This is a genomic window from Paraburkholderia sp. Ac-20340 (genome assembly GCF_017104965.1).
GTDB lineage: Bacteria > Pseudomonadota > Gammaproteobacteria > Burkholderiales > Burkholderiaceae > Paraburkholderia.
The window spans coordinates 338201-357287 of the sequence record NZ_JAAGPR010000001.1 but is presented as its reverse complement, the minus strand read 5'-3'; the positions used below and the strand labels follow the sequence as shown (position 1 = coordinate 357287).

Below are 19087 nucleotides of genomic sequence, written 5' to 3'. Positions count from 1 at the left end.
CTTCGTCCTGGGTGCGTGTCTGTCTTGCTTTGGATCTGCTTCTGGGTCTGCTTCATCCGGGCGGCTGGCGCCCGCTGAAATCAGTAATCGATGAGTTGATGCTCGCGCAAATACGCAAGGATCACTTGTGCTTTTTCGACCGAACTCCCCGCATTTACGACGTTCCCGCCACGGCTTTCCGTGGTGGTCGCGCCCAGCATGCGGGCGTGGCCCGAGCGGCGTTCGGCAGCGGCGAATTTCACCGGCTTGCGCGTGACGGGGCCGGATAGCCAGGCGGCGGCATCGGCATTGGGAACGCGTGCGCCCGCGCTGGCACGCTGCACCGAACCGGCGCGCAGACGCGCATAGGCGTAAGCGGGCTGCACCTCGGCGAGCGGATGCACGGCCACCACGGCTGGCAGCGCGGCCTCCACGCGGCGGCGCAGACCTTTGGGCAGGAACTGGCGCACGCGCGCATTGCCGTCATCGACTTCGAGATCGACCGCCGCGCCCACCAGCGCGCGGCCCAGCAGCGCAGCCACGCGGTACGGCAGCATGCCGCTGTCGTACGCGCCTTCCGCACGCGTGCCGGTCAGCACGAGATCGTGATCGCGCACGCGCGCGGCGAGCGCCTGGGCGGCGTCGTCTTCCGGCGTGCACGGCAGCACGTCCACCTGCTGCGCGCCCAGCGCCAGATAGTCGGGCAAGGCCGGATCGGCCGGGTCCCCCGCGTGGATCACATCGAGTTGCGCGCCGTGGCGCTGCGCAAGTTTGCGGCCGAGTTCGAGCGCGGCCGCGTCGTTGCGGCTATAGCGCGGCGTGCCGCTCACGGGATGACGCCCCGTCGAAACCAGCACGGCGATACGTTGCAGTTTTACCTTGGCGTTCATGCGGCCACTCCTGCGGGCTTGCGTTCTGCGGGCTTGCGTTCTTCAGTCTCGACCTCGCCGCGTGCACGCGCCGCGCGGGCGGCCTGCACCTGCGCGATCAAGGCGGCGATGGTCGCCTGCGCATCGCCCACCACGGTGAGATTCGCGCGTTTGGCGATGGGCGCGCTGGCGTCCGTATTCACGGCGATCACGTGGCGGCAGTCCTTGATGCCCTGCAAATGCTGCACGGCGCCGGAAATGCCGAAGGCGATATAGACGCTCGCTTCCACGGTCTTGCCGGTCGCGCCCACCTGCTTGTCGCGCGCGAAATGGCCGTTATCGACCGCGACGCGGCTCGCGCCGATCGCCGCGCCGAATACCCCCGCGAGCTTCTCGAACGCCGCCACATCGCTCACGCCATTACCCGCCGAGACGATGAAATCGGCCTCTTCCAGCGCGACCTGCGCCGCGTCGATCTCCTCCAGACCGAGATCGCGATACGCCTGAGCAATCGCACTGGCCGGACGGATGAAATCGCCCGCCAGCCGCTCGCCTGCGCCTACGAACGGCAGCTTCGCTTCCACCGCATTGGGCGCGAGCAGCATCACCTCGGGCAATGCGCGCGTGGCGAAAGCCCGTTTGGCCTGTTCATAGACGCCCACATGCTGCGCGTCGATTTCCACCACATGCGTGGCCACGCTGGCGCCGGCCGCAGCCGCATAGCGACGGCCCAGATCGCCATCGCCGGTTGCGTTGTCGGGCAGCAGCACGTGACTGGGCGCCAGCGCCGCCGCGCAAGCCTGCAGCGCGCGCAATTCGCTTTCGGGCGCAAAGGCCCGGCGCTCGAAGCCCGGCAATTCGATCAGCTTGTCCACGCCGAGCGCAGCCACATCGTCCTTCACGTCGCCGAAAGCGAGCAGCGCGACTTCGGTTTGCGCATCGGCGAGCAAGGCGGCGGCGGCAATCGTCTGACAAGCGTGATCGTCGAGCGCGCCGCGTTCGCTATGCGCAACCACCAGCAGCACGTGCTTGCGCTCGCGCACTTCGCGGCGCGGCTTCGCCGCCGTTGCGCCGTGACCGTGCGAGGCGCGTTGCAAGGCGTTGAGATCGGCGCTACCGGCTTCGCCCAGGGTGATGCGCCGCAGTCCATCGACGGTAATGATGAAAGGCCGGCGCGGATCGATTCGTTTGATGGCGTTCATCGGCTCACTCCAGCGCGGCGGCGACGAGTTCGGCCACGTCGAGGACTTCGGGGCGCGGGCCCACGACGCCTTCGAGCATCGCCGTGCAATTGGGACAGCCGACCGCTACGACGTCTGCGCCCACGGCGCGCGCGTCGGCGATACGGATATCGGGAATGCGCTGCTTGCCGGGGATATCGGTCAGCGGCGCGCCGCCTCCGCCGCCGCAGCAGCGTCCGCGCATGCCGTTGCGCTCCATCTCCACCACGCGAATACCGATGCTCTTGAGCAGCTTGCGCGGCGCTTCGGTTTCGCCGTTGTAGCGGCCCAGATAGCAGGGATCGTGATACGTCGTGCGCTTCTCGCGCAGCGCTTCGAGCGCTTTCGGCGCGATCCGGCCTTTATCGGCAAGCTCGGCGAGCAGCGTGGTGTGATGCAGCACGTCGTAGCGCGCGCCCAGTGCGCGATATTCATTGCGCAGGCTGTGCATGACGTGCGGATCGGCGGTGACGATGCGGCCGAATTGCAGCGTGCCGAGCGTGCCCATCATCTGCTGCGCCATCTGGCGGAAGGTCGCTTCGTCGCCCAGACGGCGGGCCACGTCGCCCGTATCGCTTTCGGTCGCGCCCAGCACGGCGTAATCGACGCCCGCCTTGTTGAGCACCTTGACGAGCGCGCGCAGCGTGCGCTGATAACGCATGTCGAAGGCGCCTTCACCGGCCACCAGCAGGATATCGACCGGCTTGCCGGGCTGCGCGATGGGCGCATCCAGATCGACGGACCAGTCGTAACGCGCGGCCTTGTCGTGCCCGCCCATCGTGCCAGTCTCGCGCAGATTGGCGAGCACTTCCGGGCCCTTGCCGGGCACGGTGCCGTGCACGAGCGTCTGGTTGCGGCGCATATCGACGATGGCGTCCACGTGCTCGATCAGCATCGGGCACTCCTGCACGCAGGCGCGGCAGGTGGTGCAGGACCACAGCGTCTGCGCCTCGATCAGACCCGCGACGATCGGGCCATCGGGCTGACCGCCGTGACGGCCGACGGGAATGCCCGGCGTCGGGCTGCCCGCGTAGGCGGAATCCGTGCCGCCCGCCATGCCCGTGACCAGATCCTGAATCAGCTTCTTGGGATTGAGCGGCTGGCCCGCCGCGAAGGCCGGGCACGCGGCTTCGCACTTGCCGCACTGCACGCAGGCGTCGAAGCTCAGCAACTGGTTCCAGCGGAATTCCACCGGCCTGGCGACGCCATATTCCTGCTGCTCGATGTCGGGCAGCTTGAGCGCGGTGGGCGGCGTGGCGCGGCCTTCGCCGGTCCAGTCGGTGCGATTCGCAGAAAAACGCTCCTGGCGCGGATGAAACGCCAGATGCAGCAGACCGGCGACCGCATGCTTCATCGGCCCGCCCTGCGCCGCGCCGAAGGTCATGGTGTAAGCGCCGATCACGATCAGCAGCGCGCAGATCAGCGCAAACGCGCCCGACATCGCGCCCGCCGGCACCGCCGTGTACAGCGCAATGCCCAGCGCGAACGCGCCCAGCATCCACGGCAGCGTATTCCACGGCCCGCGCGACAGACGTGCGGGCACCTGCTTCGCATGACGGCGACGCCACACGAACACCGCGCCCACCAGCATCGCCAGCGCGGCCAGCAGAATCAGCTTGTCGAGCCAGGGCGAATAGATCGCGAGACCGTAGTTGACGAACACCAGCACGAGCGCGCCAATCGCGCCGCCCGCCGTGGCCACGTGCGTCTTCGCGATATACGGATCGCGTGCCACCACATGATGCAGATCGACGAAATAACGCTTCGGAATACTGAACAGATTGCCGACGCCGAATTTCCCGTAAGCGCCGGGCGCCACTGCACGCCCGAGACGCCAGTAAGCGGCGCGCTTCGCGACGGCGAACGCAAGGCCCGCCATCGAAAGCCACAGCAGCGCGGTGATGAGGTAGGCAGGCTTCATGGCTCAGAAGTCCTTGACGAGACGCAGCGCATCGTAGATCGCGCCGTGAATGTTGTGCATGGAAATGCAGTCACCCACACGGAACAACAGGAAGCGGCCATTGCCGAGTTCTTCGGACAGGCACGGCTGCGGTTCGGCCGCAAAGAGCTTGTGCACATCCACCTGACCGCGATTGAGCGATTCCGGCTTGAGCTTCCAGTACAGCGCGTCGTTGGGCGTGCTGCCGTTCTCGATCACCACCTGATCGACGGCGCGCTCTTCCTGCTCCTCGGTGTACTCGTTACGCAGCACGGCGATTTTCTTGCCGTCTTCTTCGTACACGCGGTCGAGCCAGTAGTTCGGCGTGTGAATCACGCCCTGCGCGTAAAGGCGGCGATAGAAAATCGGGAAGGTCGTGCCGCCCACGTCGTCGGCCACTTTCACGTCGGGCGTGACGATCTCCACATTCGAGCCGCGGCTCGAGATGAAATCGGCGACACCCGCGCCTGCATGCGTGCTCACGCCGTCGTAGATCAGCACGTTCTGCTTCGGCTCCACGCGGCCCGAAAGAATGTCCCACGAACTCACGGCGAGGCCTTCTTCCACGCCCCATGCCGGCACCTGTTGCGTGAAACTCGACCCTCCGGTTGCGAGCACAACGATATCGGGCTGCTCAGCGAAGATGGTGGCTTCATCGGCGGCCACACCCAGACGGCGATCCACGCCCAGGCGTTTCGTTTCCATATCGAACCAGCGCACGATGCCGGCCATCTGCTCGCGCTGCGGCGCCTTCGCGGCCAGCAGAATCTGCCCGCCTACCGCATCGCCCTTTTCGAACAGCACGACATCGTGGCCGCGCAGCCGCGCCACGCGCGCCGCTTCCAGCCCGGCGGGGCCCGCGCCCACCACTACGACCTTGCGCTTCGGACCACGCGTGCGCGCAATCACATGCGGCATGGTGGCTTCGCGCGAGGTCGCCGCGTTCTGCACGCACAGCACGTCGTGGCCGTTGTACTGGCGGTCGATACAGTAATTCGCGCCCACGCACTGCTTGATTTCGTCTTCGCGGCCGTCGCGGATCTTGATGACCATATGCGGGTCGGCAATCTGCGCGCGTGTCATGCCCACCAGATCGACCATGCCGCTTGCCAGCAGACGCTCGGCCTGACCTGCATCGCGAATGCTTTGCGCGTGCATCACGGGCAGTTTCACCACCGACTTGATACCGGCTGCGAGATGCACGAAAGGCTCGGGCGGCAGCGCCATCGGCGGCATGCAGTTGGCGAGCGTGTTGTGCGTATCCGCGCCCGAACCAATTACGCCGAGATAATCGATCAGACCGGTTTCGGACATCGCCTGGGCGATCTCTTTCAACTGTTCGTGATCGAGACCGTCTTCGTGGAATTCGTCGCCGCACATGCGCAGGCCCACGCAGAAGTCCTTGCCCACGGCTTCGCGCACGGCCTGCAGCACTTCGACGCCAAAACGCAGACGGTTTTCGAGCGAGCCGCCCCATTCGTCGGTGCGGAAGTTGGTGCGTGGGCTCCAGAACTGGTCGATCAAATGCTGGTGCGCCGCCGAAATCTCGATGCCGTCCATGCCCGCGTCCTGCACGCGTTTCGCGGCCGTCGCGAAGTCGCCGATAATGCGGCGGATTTCCTCGACCTCGATAATCTTGGCGTTGCCGCGGTGCACCGGTTCGCGAATGCCCGAAGGCGACATCAGATGCGGCCAGTGTTCGCCATGAAACGCCGAACGGCGGCCCATATGCGTGGCCTGAATCATGATCTTCGCGCCATGGCGATGCATGGCTTCGGCCAGCCGCGAAAGCGGATCGATAATGCGATCGGTCGAAAGATTCACCGACTTCCACCAGCCTTGCGGGCTGTCGATCGACACCGGGCTGGAGCCGCCGCAGATGGCGAGACCCACGCCGCCCTTGGCCTTCTCCTCGTAATAGCGGATATAGCGGTCGCCCGGCAGGCCGCCCGGCTCCGCGTAGACCTCGGCATGGGCGGTGCTGACGATGCGGTTGCGCAGCGTGAGCTGATTGAGCGTCAGGGGCTTGAACAGATTGGGATAACGCATCGCGGACGACCTCAGGTGTTCAGTTGTATTGCGAGCTTATTGTTGCGAATTTGTTGTTGCGGCCAGGCTTTTTTAATTTGGCATGCTTATCGATTCGCATGCCGTGTTCTTCTCAGGTTCTGCGCAGGCGTCTCAGGCCGTGAGCGGCGACACTTCGAACACGCAATGCGCGTGGCCTTCGGCGGCGCAACGCACTTCGCGCGACTGCGCGCGCGGTGCGCTCTTGCCGCCCGGCACCGTGTCGTTGACCCAGTCCATCGCGCCCGCAAACCAGCCGGCGAACATATAGCAAAGCTTTTCGTCCGTGCCGTGCTTGTCCGGTTGCGCCAGCACGAAAGACGAATTACGCAGTTCGATGCGCGCGCGGGCGCTGGCCGGATCGGCTTCGACAATCTTGAAGAGACCCCAGCCGCGCTGCGAAAGACGATTCAGATAGTGCTCGAAAACCGCCATGCCTTCGATGCCGTGTATTTCGGCTTCCTTCGCGCACCAGTGATACGCCGATTTATAACCGGCCTTGTAAAGAATCTCCGCATAGGCATCGCGGCCCAGCGCTTCTTCCACGGCGGTGTGGTTATTGGTAAAGAAGTGACGCGGCACGTAGAGCATCGGCAGCGCGTCGGTGGTCCAGACGCCGGTTTCCGGGTTCACGTCGATGGGCAGTTGCGGTTGCATCGTGTATTCCTGATCGTGGGGTTTTTAAAGGCTTGAAAAGCGCGGTGCTTCAGACGTTCCAGACTTCGCCGAATACGCGCAGCCAGTTTTCGCCCATCACCTTCCTGATACGCGATTCGCTCCAGCCTGCCCGCTCCATCGCCGCAGTCAGATTCGGAAATTCGCCGATGGTGCGAATGCCTTCCGGATTCACCACTTTGCCGAAATTCGTCAGACGGCGATAACGGCCCTTGTCGTGCGTGATCCAGTCGAAGAATTCGGTCGTATAACCTTGCGTAAAGTCCGTGCCGATCCCCACGCGGTCCTCGCCAATCAGATCGACCACATATTCGATTGCTTCCAGGTAATCCTCGACGGTCGCGTCTGCGCCGCGCTTGAGGAACGGCGCGAACATCGTCACGCCCACGAAACCATTGGCGTCCGCGATTTCCTTCAGCTGTTCGTCGCTCTTGTTGCGCGGATGCTCCTTGAGACCCGAGGGGCAGCAATGCGAATATGTGACCGGCTTTCTGGACGCCGCAATCGCATCCGACGAAGTCTTGCCGCCCACGTGCGAGAGATCGACCATGATGCCCACGCGGTTCATTTCCTGAATCACTTCGCGGCCATAACCGGAAAGACCGCCGTCCGCCTCATAACAACCCGTGCCCACCAGGTTCTGCGTGTTGTAGCAAAGCTGCACCACATTCACGCCCAGTTCCTTGAACACCTCGATATAACCAAGGTTGTCCTCGAAGGCATACGAATTCTGGAAGCCGAAAATAATGCCGGTCTTGTTTTCTTTTTTCGCACGCAGAATGTCGTCGGTCGTGCGCACGAGCGTGAGGATCTCGCTGTATTCGCGGATCTGCTGCTTCATCTCGGCGATGTTATCGACCGTCTTCTGGAAATCTTCCCAGACCGAAACCGTGCAATTGACGGCGGTGACGCCGCCCTTGCGCATGTCCTCGAACACGGAGCGCTCGAACTTCGAAATATTCAGGCCGTCGATGATGATGCTGTTGTCGTGCAGGGTGCTCATCGTGGTTATGCTCCGTGGGGTCTCAATAGATGGGAAAGCGTTCGCAGAGCGCGAAAATCTCGCGGCGCACGCGTTGTTCGACGGCCGGGTCGCCCTCGGGATGCGCCCGTAGCGCGTCGAAGACGTCCAGAATCAGCGCACCGATCTGGCGGAATTCCGCCACGCCGAAACCGCGCGTCGTGCCCGCTGGCGTACCCAGGCGAATGCCGGACGTCACCGTGGGCTTTTCCGTGTCGAAGGGAATACCGTTCTTGTTGCAGGTAATGCCGGCGCGCTCGAGCGCCTGCTCGACCTGGGTGCCCTTGAGACCCTTGGGACGCAGATCGACCAGCAGCAGATGGTTATCCGTGCCGCCCGTGACCAGATCGACGCCACCGGCCTTCAGCACCTCGCCCAGCGCGGCCGCATTGGCCAGCACATTGTCGATGTAGGTTTTGAAACTTGGGTCGAGCGCTTCGCCGAACGCCACCGCCTTACCGGCGATCACGTGCATGAGCGGGCCGCCCTGCAGGCCGGGAAACACGGCGGAGTTGATCTTCTTCGCGATGTCTTCGTCGTTGGTCAGCACCACGCCGCCGCGCGGGCCGCGCAAGGTCTTGTGCGTGGTCGACGTCACCACATGCGCGTGCTCGACCGGGTTCGCATGACGGCCCGCCGCGACGATGCCGGCGATATGCGCCATGTCCACCATCAGCTTCGCGCCCACGCTATCGGCAATCGCACGAAAACGTGCGAAGTCCAGTTCACGCGGATAAGCAGAAAAACCGGCGATGATCAGACTGGGCTTGTGCTGCCCGGCCAGTTCGGCGACCTGCTCGTAATCGATACGCAGGGTGTCGCGATTCACGCCGTATTGCACCGCGTTGAACCATTTGCCCGACAGCGCCGGCTTCGCGCCGTGCGTGAGGTGACCGCCCGCGTCCAGCGACATGCCGAGTACCGTATCGCCCGGTTTGGCCAGCGCCAGCATGACCGCGCCATTGGCCTGTGCGCCGGAATGGGGCTGCACGTTGGCGAAGCCTGCACCAAAAAGCTGCTTCAAACGGTCGATGGCGAGCGTTTCGATTTCATCGGCGAATTCGCAGCCGCCGTAATAACGCTTGCCCGGATAACCTTCGGCATATTTATTGGTGAGCACCGAGCCCTGCGCTTCCAGCACCGCGCGCGACACGATGTTTTCCGAGGCGATCATTTCCACCTGCGACTGCTGGCGTTCGAGTTCTTTCAGGAGGCTGTTGCGCACCGCGGAATCGCGCTGGGCGAGCGGTTGCGAAAAGAAAGCTTGCGAGTTCGACATAGGGCATCCATGACGATAAATGGGGGTGGGCGGCCCGGCGCTGCTTTGCTACACAACCGTGGCTTCCGACGGCTCTATTCTTGTCTCTCGGCTTTTTGATCGATATCCGATTTCAGACGCGTTCTTTTCCTTTTCCGCCATCGGCGTCCGTTTTTCACAAGTCGTGGTGAATCGACGGGGGCCCGTCACACCGCTGCAAATTCTTTCTGATCCGAATAAATTTCTCGTACACTCGAAACGGCCATTCCCCGATGCGTTCCGTTGATGTTCAGCGTGCTTTACCGGCTGTCTGGTTGATGCGCTTCATGCGCGCCGGATAGCACGACCGTTTCCTCAGGGGAAAAGACCGAAGCTCGTTGTAAGGAGGTTGGCGCATCAGGGTTTTGCCGCATGGCAGACCGATGGTGCCCGACTCCAGAATGCCGTAGCCTGGTCGCGCCCCGAGCGTCGCCATCGAATAAAAGGAATGGTTCCCCATGTCTCCCGAGCGCACCGCGTCGCTAGCGCATTTCGCGTTCATGCCGTTGCCGAACTTCACGATGATCGCCTTCACTAACGCGATCGAAGTCCTTCGCATGGCTAATTACCTGAGCGGGCAGCCGCTTTATCGCTGGTCCATCATCAGCCCCGAAGGCGGCACGGTCACGTCCAGTAGCGGTATTGGCTTCGATACGGGCCCGGCCGAATGCGCCGGACAGCCCGATATTGTGTTTGTCTGCGGCGGTATCGACGTGCAGCACGTCACCTCGGCCGCGCATCTGAATACGCTGCGCCGTTTCGCACGCATGGGCGTGGCGCTCGGCAGCCTGTGTACGGGCACCTATGCGCTCGCCAAATCGGGTCTGCTGGCAGGCTATGCCTGCGCGATCCATTGGGAAAACATGTCGGCGCTAAAGGAAGAGTTTCCTTCTACGCGCTTTCTCAAGGAACTGTTCGTAATCGACCGCGATCGCGTGACCTGCACGGGCGGGGTTGCACCGCTCGATATGATGCTGCACCTCATCACGCCGCGCGTGGGCACCTCGCGCGTGACGCAGATCGCCGAACAATTCGTGGTCGAGCATATTCGCGACACCAGCGCGCAGCAGCGCATGCCGCTGGTTGCACGGCTGGGTTCGGCGAACAAATCGCTGTTCGAAGTCATTTCGCTCATGGAGAGCAATATCGAAGAGCCGCTTTCGCGCGAAGAACTGGCGCGGCTCGCGAATATGTCGCAACGCCAGTTGCAACGGCTGTTTCACGAGCACCTGGGCATGACGCCCACGCACTATTACCTCACGCTGCGTCTGCGCCGCGCGCGCGAGCTGCTGCTGCAGACCGATATGTCGATCATGCAGATCACCATGGCCTGCGGTTTCCAGTCGGCGTGCCATTTCAGCAAGAGTTATCGCGACGCGTTTGGTATCGCGCCCACTGGCGAGCGCCGCAAACGCGTTGCGCCGATGGCGGGCGTAGATGCGCCATTGCGGCATTTACCGGCGATTCCCGCACACGCCTGAAAAATCCGCTTAAAAGAATCAAACGCCAAAAGGCAGCCCATTCAAGGGCTGCCTTTTTTATTTAACGCAGCGAGTTTTAATTACGCCGCCAGCATCCCGTGCGGATCGATAACAAACTTGCGCGGCGCGCCGCCATCGAACTTCTTGTAGCCCTCGGGCGCTTCCTCCAGCGAAATCACCGATACATTGACGATCTTCGCAATCGGCAGACGGTCGAACAGAATCGCCTGCATGAGGTTGCGGTTGTACTTGAGCACCGGCGTCTGACCGGTATGGAACGTATGCGACTTCGCCCAGCCCAGGCCAAAACGAATGCTCAGACTGCCGTGACGGGCCGCCACATCGGTTGCACCCGGATCATCGGTCACGTACAAGCCAGGAATGCCGATCATGCCCGCAGGCCGCGTGATTTCCATCAGCGAATTGAGCACCGTGGCGGGCGCTTCTTCGGCATGACCCGATGCGCCATGACCGTGCGCTTCGAAACCCACGCAATCGACCGCGCAATCGATCTCCGGCTTGCCGAGAATCTGCTCGATCTGCTCGCCGAGCGTGGCGTCTTTCGAAAGATCGACGACTTCGAAACCCATCGCCTTCGCGTGTGCGAGACGTTCCGCATTGATATCGCCGACGATCGTGCAAGCCGCGCCCAACAAACGCGCCGAAGCAGCCGCCGCCATCCCGACCGGCCCCGCGCCCGCGATATACACCGTCGAACCCGGCTTCACGCCTGCCGTTACCGCGCCGTGATAACCCGTGGGCAAAATATCCGATAGACAGGTGAGATCGCGAATCTTCGCCATCGCCTGATCGCGATCCGGGAATTTAAGCAGATTGAAATCGGCGTAAGGCACCAGAACATATTGCGCCTGACCGCCAATCCAGCCGCCCATATCCACATAACCATACGCACCGCCCGCACGCGAAGGATTCACGTTCAGGCACACGCCCGTATGTTGCTCGCGGCACATCGCGCAACGTCCGCACGCCACGTTAAAGGGCACCGAAACCAGATCGCCGATCTTGAGCGTTTCCACGTCGCGGCCCACTTCGACCACTTCGCCGGTAATCTCGTGCCCAAGCACGAGACCAACCGGCGCCGTCGTGCGGCCGCGCACCATATGCTGGTCCGAACCGCAGATATTGGTGCTGACCACTTTGAGCACCACGCCATGACCGATCGAACGTCCGGACGGATCAACCATCTTCGGGTAGTCGATATTCTGGACTTCGACTTTGCCCGGTCCGAGATACACCACGCCTCGATTGCTACTCATCGTTGCTGTCTCCTGTGTGATGGGCTTTTTGCCTCGGTTGACACAGCGCTACGGCTTACATCGCAGCGCTCCATGCAAGAAAATCGGCCCGCGTCCATTCGAGCGCAACACCCACGCGCCGCGTGCCGGGGCGAATCTTCGGTTTGTGAACGGCGAGCGTGAGCGTCTGCAACGCGGGCCATTCGCGAAACGACAGCGCCGCAAGGTCGGCCACCAGGGTTTCGAGCAGCCGCGTATGCGGTTTCTGTGCGAGCCATTCGCTCACGCGCGTGCACCAGCCGTCGTAATCGATCCATTCGCCGGACTCGTCCGGCGCGCAGCCGTAGCCCAGTTGCGCATCGATCACGACCGGCTGCGGCGCTTCATGCTCGTACGCGTGGATGCCCACGCGCACCGGCACGCTCAGCGCTTCGACAAACACGCTCCAGCCGCGGCCCCTCCCGGCCGTCAGCGTGTGAGGCGAAAGCGCCTGCACGATGCCTTCATCGACGATCTTCATGACATCAGCGGCGCAGCGGCGTCGAGCAGAATGCGGCAAAAGTAATCGGCGAAACTGCGCCGCACGACCACTTCATAACGATCCGCGCCGGTGGGAATCAGCACGATCGACGCCTTGAAAAAGAAGCTCTGCGCGCACTGGCCTTCCTTGAACACGCCCGGATGCAGATCGAGCGGGCAACCGCGCGCGAGCACGTCGCGCACACGCGCGCCGGTCAATTCCACGGTCGTAAAGCCGCTGCCGACGTCCACCGCCGCCGCCCACGCGCCGCTGTCCGCATTCAACGCTTCGGCCAGTTTCGCTTCGAGCACGCCGGCTTCCACGGCAGCGGTCGAGCGCACGAGCCATTCGTCGGGGCCAAGCCAGAGCACGTCGTAATCGGCGCCAGCGGAGCGCGTATTCGGCTGCAACGGCAGGCGGCAACCCACGACCTCTGCAAAGGCACGGGCAAACGCCGCATCGCCGGGTTCGCCGCGCACATTGACCAGATCGCGGAACGGCAACTCGCGCATGGCGAAGGCCTTGGACGGGCGTGCTGCGTGTTGTTTCATGACATCATCCGCGCCGACGAACGGCGATTCCAGCCACACTGCCGCGACGCATTCCGCGAGGGGCATCGGTTCTCTCGTTTCATTCAACATGCTGACGCACCCCTTCCGTGTCATAGAAAATCGGGCTGGCGATGGTCGCACTCACGCGACGGCCATCCGCCATCGGCACCACAACCTTTTCGCCCATCTTGCCGAGACCACCCTTCACCACCGCCAGCGCAATCGAGCGCTTGAGAATCGGGCTGTAATAGCTCGACGTCACGTGGCCGATCATCGGCATCGTGCCGTCCATGCTGGCGCGTGACTCCGGCGCGACGATCTGGCCGCCTTCGGGCAATACGTATTGCGCGTCTTCGGTGAGCAGGCCAACGAACTGCTTGCGGCCTTCCTTCGCCGTATCGGAGCGCGACAGCGAACGCTTGCCGAGAAAGTCCTTGGTCTGCGAAACCAGACCGCCCATGCCCAGATCGAACGGCGTCACCGATCCATCGGTGTCCTGACCGACGATGATGTAGCCCTTCTCCGCACGCAGCACGTGCATCGTTTCCGTGCCGTACGGCGTGATGTCGAATTCCGCACCAGCGGCCATCAATGCTTCCCATACCGCGCGGCCCGCGTTGGCCGGCACGTTCACTTCATAAGCGAGTTCGCCCGAGAAGCTGATGCGCATGACGCGCGCTTTCGCGCCCGCCACCGTGCCGTTGCGATACGACATGAACGGGAACGCTGCGTTGGCGAAATCGATATCGGCGCAGACTTTTTCCAGCACCTTGCGGCTCTTCGGGCCAACGACGGCGAAGGTCGCCCAATGGTCGGTCACGGAAGACAGACGCACCTTCATATCGGGCCATTCGGTTTGCAGCCAGCGTTCGAGCCACGTGAGCACGCGCGCCGCGCCGCCCGTCGTGGTCGTCATCATGTAGTGCTGCGGCCCGAGGCGCACGGTCACACCGTCGTCGAACACCATGCCGTTTTCGTCGAGCATCAGGCCATAGCGGCACTTGCCCACTTCGAGCTTGAGCCACGGATTCGTATAAACCCAGTTGAGCAGCTTCGCAGCATCGGGGCCCTGAATATCGATCTTGCCGAGCGTCGAAGCATCGAGAATCCCCACGCTATTGCGCACCGCGAGGCATTCGCGCGCCACCGCCGCATGCAGATCTTCGCCCTTCTTCGGGAAGTACCAGGGACGCTTCCAGTTGCCCACGTCTTCGAACAATGCGCCGTTTTCCACGTGCCATTCGTGCACGCAGGTCTTGCGGATCGGGTCGAGCAGATCGCCCAGTTCGCGGCCCGCGAAAGTGCCGAAGGTCACCGGCGTGTAATTCGGGCGGAACGTCGTGGTGCCGGTTTCCGGAATTGTCTTGCCGAGCGCATTGGCAAGAATGGCCATGCCGTTGATATTGCCGAGCTTGCCCTGATCGGTGCCGAAGCCCATCGCCGTATAACGCTTGACGTGCTCGATCGATTCGAAACCTTCGCGCGCCGCCAGCAGAATATCGGCGGCCGCCACGTCGTTCTGGAAATCGACGAATTGCTTCGGCCCGCGTGCCGCGGCCGCGTGGCTGCCTACGAGCCAGAGCGGTTGCATCGGCGCTTCGGCGTGATCGGCGACCTTCGGCATCTCTGGGCGCTTCACGGCGAAGCCCAGCGATTGCGCAGCGTCCACGCCCGCATCGATGGCCTGCGTGAGACCGCGTGCGAGACTGAATTCGCCCACTGCCGCGCCCGCGCTCACTTCGGGCTGCACGCGCTTGCCGGGAATAAAGCACGCCTTCGCGTCGCTCCAGGCCGCCTTGCCGCCCGATTGCGCGAACAGGTGCAGCACGGGATTAAAGCCGCCCGACATCGCCACCAGATCGCAGGGAAGATCGGCCTGCTTCGCGCCGGTCTGGCCTTTATTCCAGGCGACCACTTCAACGGCATTCACGCGCGTCTTGCCACGCGCACTCATGATTGCCGCGTTATTCATGATCTTCACGCCCTGGCGGCGCGCGGCGGATTGCCATTCGCTCGCGCCCTGGCCACGCGGATCGACCACGGTGACCGCTGCACCGCACGCCTTGAGATCGAGCGCACAGCGATAGCCCGCATCGTTGTTCGCGAACACCACCACATTGCGGCCGGGCAGCACGCCATAGCGATGGATATACGTCGATACCGCCGACGCCAGCATCACACCCGGCAGATCGTTATTGCCGAATACGATCGGACGCTCGTGCGCGCCGGTCGCCAGAATCACGCGCTTCGCACGCACCTTCCACAGCAACTCGCGCGTCCCCTGACGCGTGGACACGGGCAGATGCTCGGTCAAACGCTGCGTAATCGTGACGAGATTGTGGTCCTGATAACCAAAGGCCGTGCTGCGCGACAGGATCTGCACATCGGGCAATGCCGCCAGTTCGGCCTCGATTTTTTCGATCCAGTGAATGGCGGGACGACCGTCGATTTCGATCTTGCCTGCGAGCAGGCTGCCGCCCAGTTCGCGCTGATCGTCGACGAGAATCACGCGCGCGCCGCTGCGCCCCGCCGTCAACGCGGCCAGCAAACCCACCGGACCGCCACCGACCACGAGCACATCGCAATGCGCGAAGCACTTGTCGTAGCGATCCGCGTCGAGCACTTCGGGCGCCTTGCCCAGACCCGCGGCCTCGCGAATCTTCTCTTCATATTTCGGCCAGAATTTACGCGGCCACATGAAGGTCTTGTAATAGAAACCGGCCGGCATGAAACGCGAGAACTTCTGGTTCACGGCCATGCGGTCGTTTTCCAGATTCGGCACGGCATTCACGCTGTTGGCAACGAGGCCCTGATACAGCTCGATTTCCGTGGCGCGCGCATTCGGCACCGTATATGCGCCGCTTTCCAGTTGCACGACCGCATTCGGTTCGGCCACATCGGCCGTGACGATGCCGCGCGGACGGTGATATTTGAAACTGCGCGCGACAAAATGCACGTCGTTGGCGAGCAACGCCGATGCCAGCGTATCGCCCTGATAGCCCTGATACGTGCGTCCGTTGAACGTAAAGCTCAAGGGAATTGCGCGATTGATGCGCCCGCCGGCGCCCAGACGATTCTTCTGGCTCATGCCTTGCTCCCTTGCGTGCCCGTATTGCTCTGGTTCGTGTTCTGGCTTTCGTTCGTGTTGACTGCGCCGCCCGTGCGGAACTTCTCGTAGCCGTGAATCTGGTAAGTGACCGTATCGCGCGTGGCCATGAACCAGCGGCGGCAACCCTGCGCATGCAGCCATTGCTCCTTGTGCACGCCACGCGGGTTATGGCGCATGAACAGGTAATCGCCCCATTCTTTATCGGTGAGTTTTTCGGTCTCCAGCGGGCGCGCGATTTCCGCCTCGCCACCACAGGTAAATTCCGCTTCGGCACGCGGACCGCACCACGGACATTCGATCAGCAACATAGCGTGTACTCCTTTCAAGCCCGTGGGTGATTAGTGCGCAACGGCAGCAGCGCCGTGTTCGTCGATCAGGTGGCCGGTATAGAAACGGTCCAGCGAGAACGGTGCATTCAGCGGATGCGGTTCGTCGTTGGCGATCGTATGCGCGAAGACCCAACCCGAACCCGGCGTGGCCTTGAAACCGCCTGTGCCCCAACCGCAATTGAAATAGAGACCCTTCACGTCGGTTTTGCTGATGATCGGGCAGGCATCTGGCGAAACATCGACAATGCCGCCCCACTGCCGGTTCATGCGCACGCGCGAGAACACCGGGAACATTTCGACGATGGCTTGCAGCGTGCCTTCGATCACATTGAAACTACCGCGCTGACCAAAACCCGTGTATTGATCGACGCCCGCGCCAATCACCAGATCGCCCTTATCGGACTGGCTGATATAGGCGTGCACGGCGTTCGACATAATGACCGTATTGACGACCGGCTTGATCGGCTCGGACACCAGCGCCTGCAGCGGATGGCTTTCGAGCGGCAGACGCACGCCGGCCATATCGGCGAGCGTGGTGGTATTGCCTGCGGCCACCACGGCGACCTTCTTCGTCTTGATAAAACCCTTTACCGTATCCACGCCCGTGACACGCGCGCCGTCGCGGCGAATACCGGTCACCTGGCAATTCTGGATGATGTCGACACCCAGACGATCGGCGCCGCGCGCGAAGCCCCAGGCCACGGCGTCATGGCGCGCCACGCCTGCGCGACGCTGGATCGACGCGCCCAGCACGGGATAACGGCTATTCAGATTGATGGTGGGCTCGATTTCCTTGATCTGCGCGGGCGTGAGGAATTCGGCATCGACACCATTGAGGCGGTTCGCATTCACACGTCGTTCCGTATCGCGCACATCCTGCAGCGTGTGTGCGAGATTCAGCACGCCGCGCTGGCTGAACATCACGTTGTAATTGAGGTCCTGCGCGAGACCTTCCCAGAGCTTCATGGCCTTTTCATAAAGGCCTGCCGATTCGTCCCACAGATAATTGGAACGCACGATGGTGGTATTGCGCGCCGTATTGCCGCCGCCGATCCAGCCTTTTTCGAGGATCGCGATGTTCTTGACACCGTGTTCCTTCGCGAGGTAATAAGCGGTCGCCAGACCGTGCCCGCCGCCACCGACGATCACCACGTCGTATTCCTTTTTCGGCTCGGGGCTTTTCCATTGCCGCTCCCAGTTCTCGTGATACGACAACCCGTTGCGGAAGAGACTGAATATCGAATAGCGGCTCATTTCACGGTTCCCTCGTTGCGCATTTCCATTAGCATTCGATGACGTTCACGGCCAGGCCGCCGCGAGACGTTTCCTTGTATTTGGTTTTCATATCGGCGCCGGTTTCGCGCATGGTCTTGATGACGTTGTCGAGCGTGACGTAGTGCTCGCCATTGCCCTTGAGCGCCATGCGCGAGGCGTTGAGCGCCTTGATCGCGCCCATTGCATTGCGTTCGATGCAGGGAATCTGCACGAGACCGCCCACGGGATCGCAGGTCATGCCCAGGTTGTGTTCCATGCCGATTTCAGCGGCGTTTTCCACCTGCGAGGGCGTACCGCCCATCACCGCCGCGAGCGCCGCTGCCGCCATCGAACAGGCCACGCCCACTTCGCCCTGGCAACCCACTTCGGCGCCTGAAATCGAGGCCGTTTCCTTATAGATGATGCCGATGGCCGCTGCCGTCAGCAGAAAATCGACGATGCCCTTATCGTTCGCGCCCGGCGTGAATTTCACGTAGTAATGGAGCACGGCGGGAATCACGCCGGCCGCGCCATTGGTGGGCGCCGTGACCACGCGGCCGCCTGCGGCGTTTTCCTCGTTGACGGCCATCGCATAGAGATTGACCCAGTCGAGCATCGAAAGCGGATCGCGCAGCGACTCTTCCGAACGTGCGCGCAGATTCGCGCAGAGATCGGCGGCGCGGCGGCGCACCTGCATCGGGCCCGGCAGCTCGCCACGCATGCGGCAACCGCGCTCCACACAGGCGGCCATGGTTTGCCAGATCGCCATGAGCCCTTCGCGCACGGCTTCCGGCGAACGCGAGACGCATTCGTTGGCGAACACCACTTCCGCGATCGAAAGACCGCTTTCGCGGCAAACGCGCAGCAGATCGTCGCCGGTGCGGAACGGCCAGGGCACCTCCTGCACGCCGCGCACGCCATTGACGCGATCGCCCTCGCGATTCACGACGAAACCGCCGCCTACCGAGTAATACTCCTTCTCCACCAGCAACTGGCCTTGTTCATCGAAAGCCTGAAAGCGCATGCCGTTCGAGTGCAGCGTATTCGTGCCGCCGAGCGTCTTGCGAAAGAAACCGATGCACTCGCGCTCCTCGAAGCGGATCTCCTGCTTGCCGAGCAGCATCAGCGACTTGTCGCGACGGATCTCGGCGAGGCGCGGCTCGATGCTGTCCGGGTCGATGCTATGGGGCAGATGGCCTTCGAGGCCGAGCAGGACGGCCTTATCGGTGCCGTGGCCCTTGCCGGTAGCGCCGAGCGAACCGTAGAGCTCCACTTTGACGCGGCGCACGAAGCCGAGCAGATTGGCGTCTTCGATATGCGAAGCGAAGCGGCAGGCGGCAATCATCGGACCAACCGTGTGCGAGCTCGATGGACCGATGCCGATCTTGAACAGGTCGAAGACGCTGACGTTCATCTGACTTCCCTGAGTTCGGTGGGGCCGCTTGCGCGGCGATGGGAGCAGTAGATCAAAATCTGGGTGGGGGTTGATAGAACAAAAGCGGCATGGGATTAGGATGGGG

Annotated in this window: 16 protein-coding genes; 1 reads left to right on the top strand and 15 read right to left on the bottom strand. The window is 62.7% G+C overall.

The genetic code is table 11. The annotated features are described in order from the left end of the window. Nucleotides 1-80: 80 nt before the first annotated feature. From G3N59_RS01755 to G3N59_RS01720, 8 genes are all read right to left on the bottom strand, one after another. Nucleotides 81-869, bottom strand: coding sequence for an electron transfer flavoprotein subunit beta/FixA family protein (locus G3N59_RS01755; protein ID WP_205980754.1), 789 nt, complete (start codon nucleotides 867-869; stop codon nucleotides 81-83). Beyond that, entirely contained in the window at nucleotides 866-2050 is a 1185-nt protein-coding gene (locus G3N59_RS01750; RefSeq protein WP_205980753.1) for an electron transfer flavoprotein subunit alpha/FixB family protein, read from the bottom strand. The genes G3N59_RS01755 and G3N59_RS01750 overlap by 4 nt, the downstream gene beginning before the upstream one ends. Nucleotides 2051-2054: 4 nt before the next feature. Next, a complete protein-coding gene (locus tag G3N59_RS01745; RefSeq protein ID WP_205980751.1) occupies nucleotides 2055-3989 on the bottom strand; it encodes a (Fe-S)-binding protein in 1935 nt (644 codons plus the stop codon). 3 nt (nucleotides 3990-3992) lie between these two features. Then, complete coding sequence (locus tag G3N59_RS01740) at nucleotides 3993-6056, bottom strand: NADH:flavin oxidoreductase (RefSeq protein ID WP_205980750.1); 2064 nt, start codon at nucleotides 6054-6056, stop codon at nucleotides 3993-3995. Nucleotides 6057-6188: 132 nt separating this feature from the next. Continuing rightward, nucleotides 6189-6731 (bottom strand): DUF5943 domain-containing protein, encoded by a 543-nt coding sequence (locus G3N59_RS01735; RefSeq protein WP_205980748.1) that lies wholly within the window; start codon nucleotides 6729-6731, stop codon nucleotides 6189-6191. Nucleotides 6732-6780: 49 nt separating this feature from the next. Further along, nucleotides 6781-7752 carry a dipeptidase gene (locus G3N59_RS01730; RefSeq protein WP_205980747.1) on the bottom strand — a complete coding sequence of 324 codons (972 nt, stop codon included), beginning with the start codon at nucleotides 7750-7752 and terminating at the stop codon, nucleotides 6781-6783. Nucleotides 7753-7774: 22 nt separating this feature from the next. Further along, complete coding sequence (locus G3N59_RS01725) at nucleotides 7775-9049, bottom strand: serine hydroxymethyltransferase (protein ID WP_205980746.1); 1275 nt, start codon at nucleotides 9047-9049, stop codon at nucleotides 7775-7777. A gap of 268 nt (nucleotides 9050-9317) precedes the next feature. Then, nucleotides 9318-9626 (bottom strand): hypothetical protein, encoded by a 309-nt coding sequence (locus tag G3N59_RS01720; RefSeq protein WP_205981085.1) that lies wholly within the window; start codon nucleotides 9624-9626, stop codon nucleotides 9318-9320. Here G3N59_RS01720 and G3N59_RS01715 point away from each other — a divergent pair. Further along, on the top strand, nucleotides 9526-10548 hold the full coding sequence (locus tag G3N59_RS01715) for a GlxA family transcriptional regulator (RefSeq protein ID WP_205980745.1): 1023 nt from the start codon (nucleotides 9526-9528) through the stop codon (nucleotides 10546-10548). The two genes, G3N59_RS01720 and G3N59_RS01715, sit on opposite strands and share 101 nt — an antisense overlap. An 80-nt stretch (nucleotides 10549-10628) precedes the next feature. Here the strand turns inward: G3N59_RS01715 and fdhA are convergent, their stop codons facing one another. The 7 genes from fdhA to G3N59_RS01680 are packed head-to-tail and all read right to left on the bottom strand — an operon-like array spanning nucleotide 10629 to nucleotide 18981. Next, nucleotides 10629-11825, bottom strand: coding sequence for a formaldehyde dehydrogenase, glutathione-independent (gene fdhA / locus G3N59_RS01710; RefSeq protein WP_205980744.1), 1197 nt, complete (start codon nucleotides 11823-11825; stop codon nucleotides 10629-10631). A gap of 55 nt (nucleotides 11826-11880) precedes the next feature. Continuing rightward, nucleotides 11881-12324 carry a dihydroneopterin aldolase gene (locus G3N59_RS01705; RefSeq protein ID WP_205980743.1) on the bottom strand — a complete coding sequence of 148 codons (444 nt, stop codon included), beginning with the start codon at nucleotides 12322-12324 and terminating at the stop codon, nucleotides 11881-11883. Next, a complete protein-coding gene (locus G3N59_RS01700) occupies nucleotides 12321-12965 on the bottom strand; it encodes a sarcosine oxidase subunit gamma (RefSeq protein WP_205980742.1) in 645 nt (214 codons plus the stop codon). The genes G3N59_RS01705 and G3N59_RS01700 overlap by 4 nt, the downstream gene beginning before the upstream one ends. Then, on the bottom strand, nucleotides 12955-15963 hold the full coding sequence (locus G3N59_RS01695) for a sarcosine oxidase subunit alpha family protein (RefSeq protein ID WP_205980740.1): 3009 nt from the start codon (nucleotides 15961-15963) through the stop codon (nucleotides 12955-12957). Before G3N59_RS01695 ends, G3N59_RS01700 begins: the two co-directional genes overlap by 11 nt. Next, entirely contained in the window at nucleotides 15960-16292 is a 333-nt protein-coding gene (locus G3N59_RS01690; protein ID WP_205980739.1) for a sarcosine oxidase subunit delta, read from the bottom strand. Before G3N59_RS01690 ends, G3N59_RS01695 begins: the two co-directional genes overlap by 4 nt. A gap of 30 nt (nucleotides 16293-16322) precedes the next feature. Beyond that, on the bottom strand, nucleotides 16323-17567 hold the full coding sequence (locus tag G3N59_RS01685) for a sarcosine oxidase subunit beta family protein (protein WP_205980738.1): 1245 nt from the start codon (nucleotides 17565-17567) through the stop codon (nucleotides 16323-16325). 28 nt (nucleotides 17568-17595) lie between these two features. Then, nucleotides 17596-18981 (bottom strand): L-serine ammonia-lyase, encoded by a 1386-nt coding sequence (locus tag G3N59_RS01680; RefSeq protein ID WP_205980737.1) that lies wholly within the window; start codon nucleotides 18979-18981, stop codon nucleotides 17596-17598. Nucleotides 18982-19087: the final 106 nt, after the last annotated feature.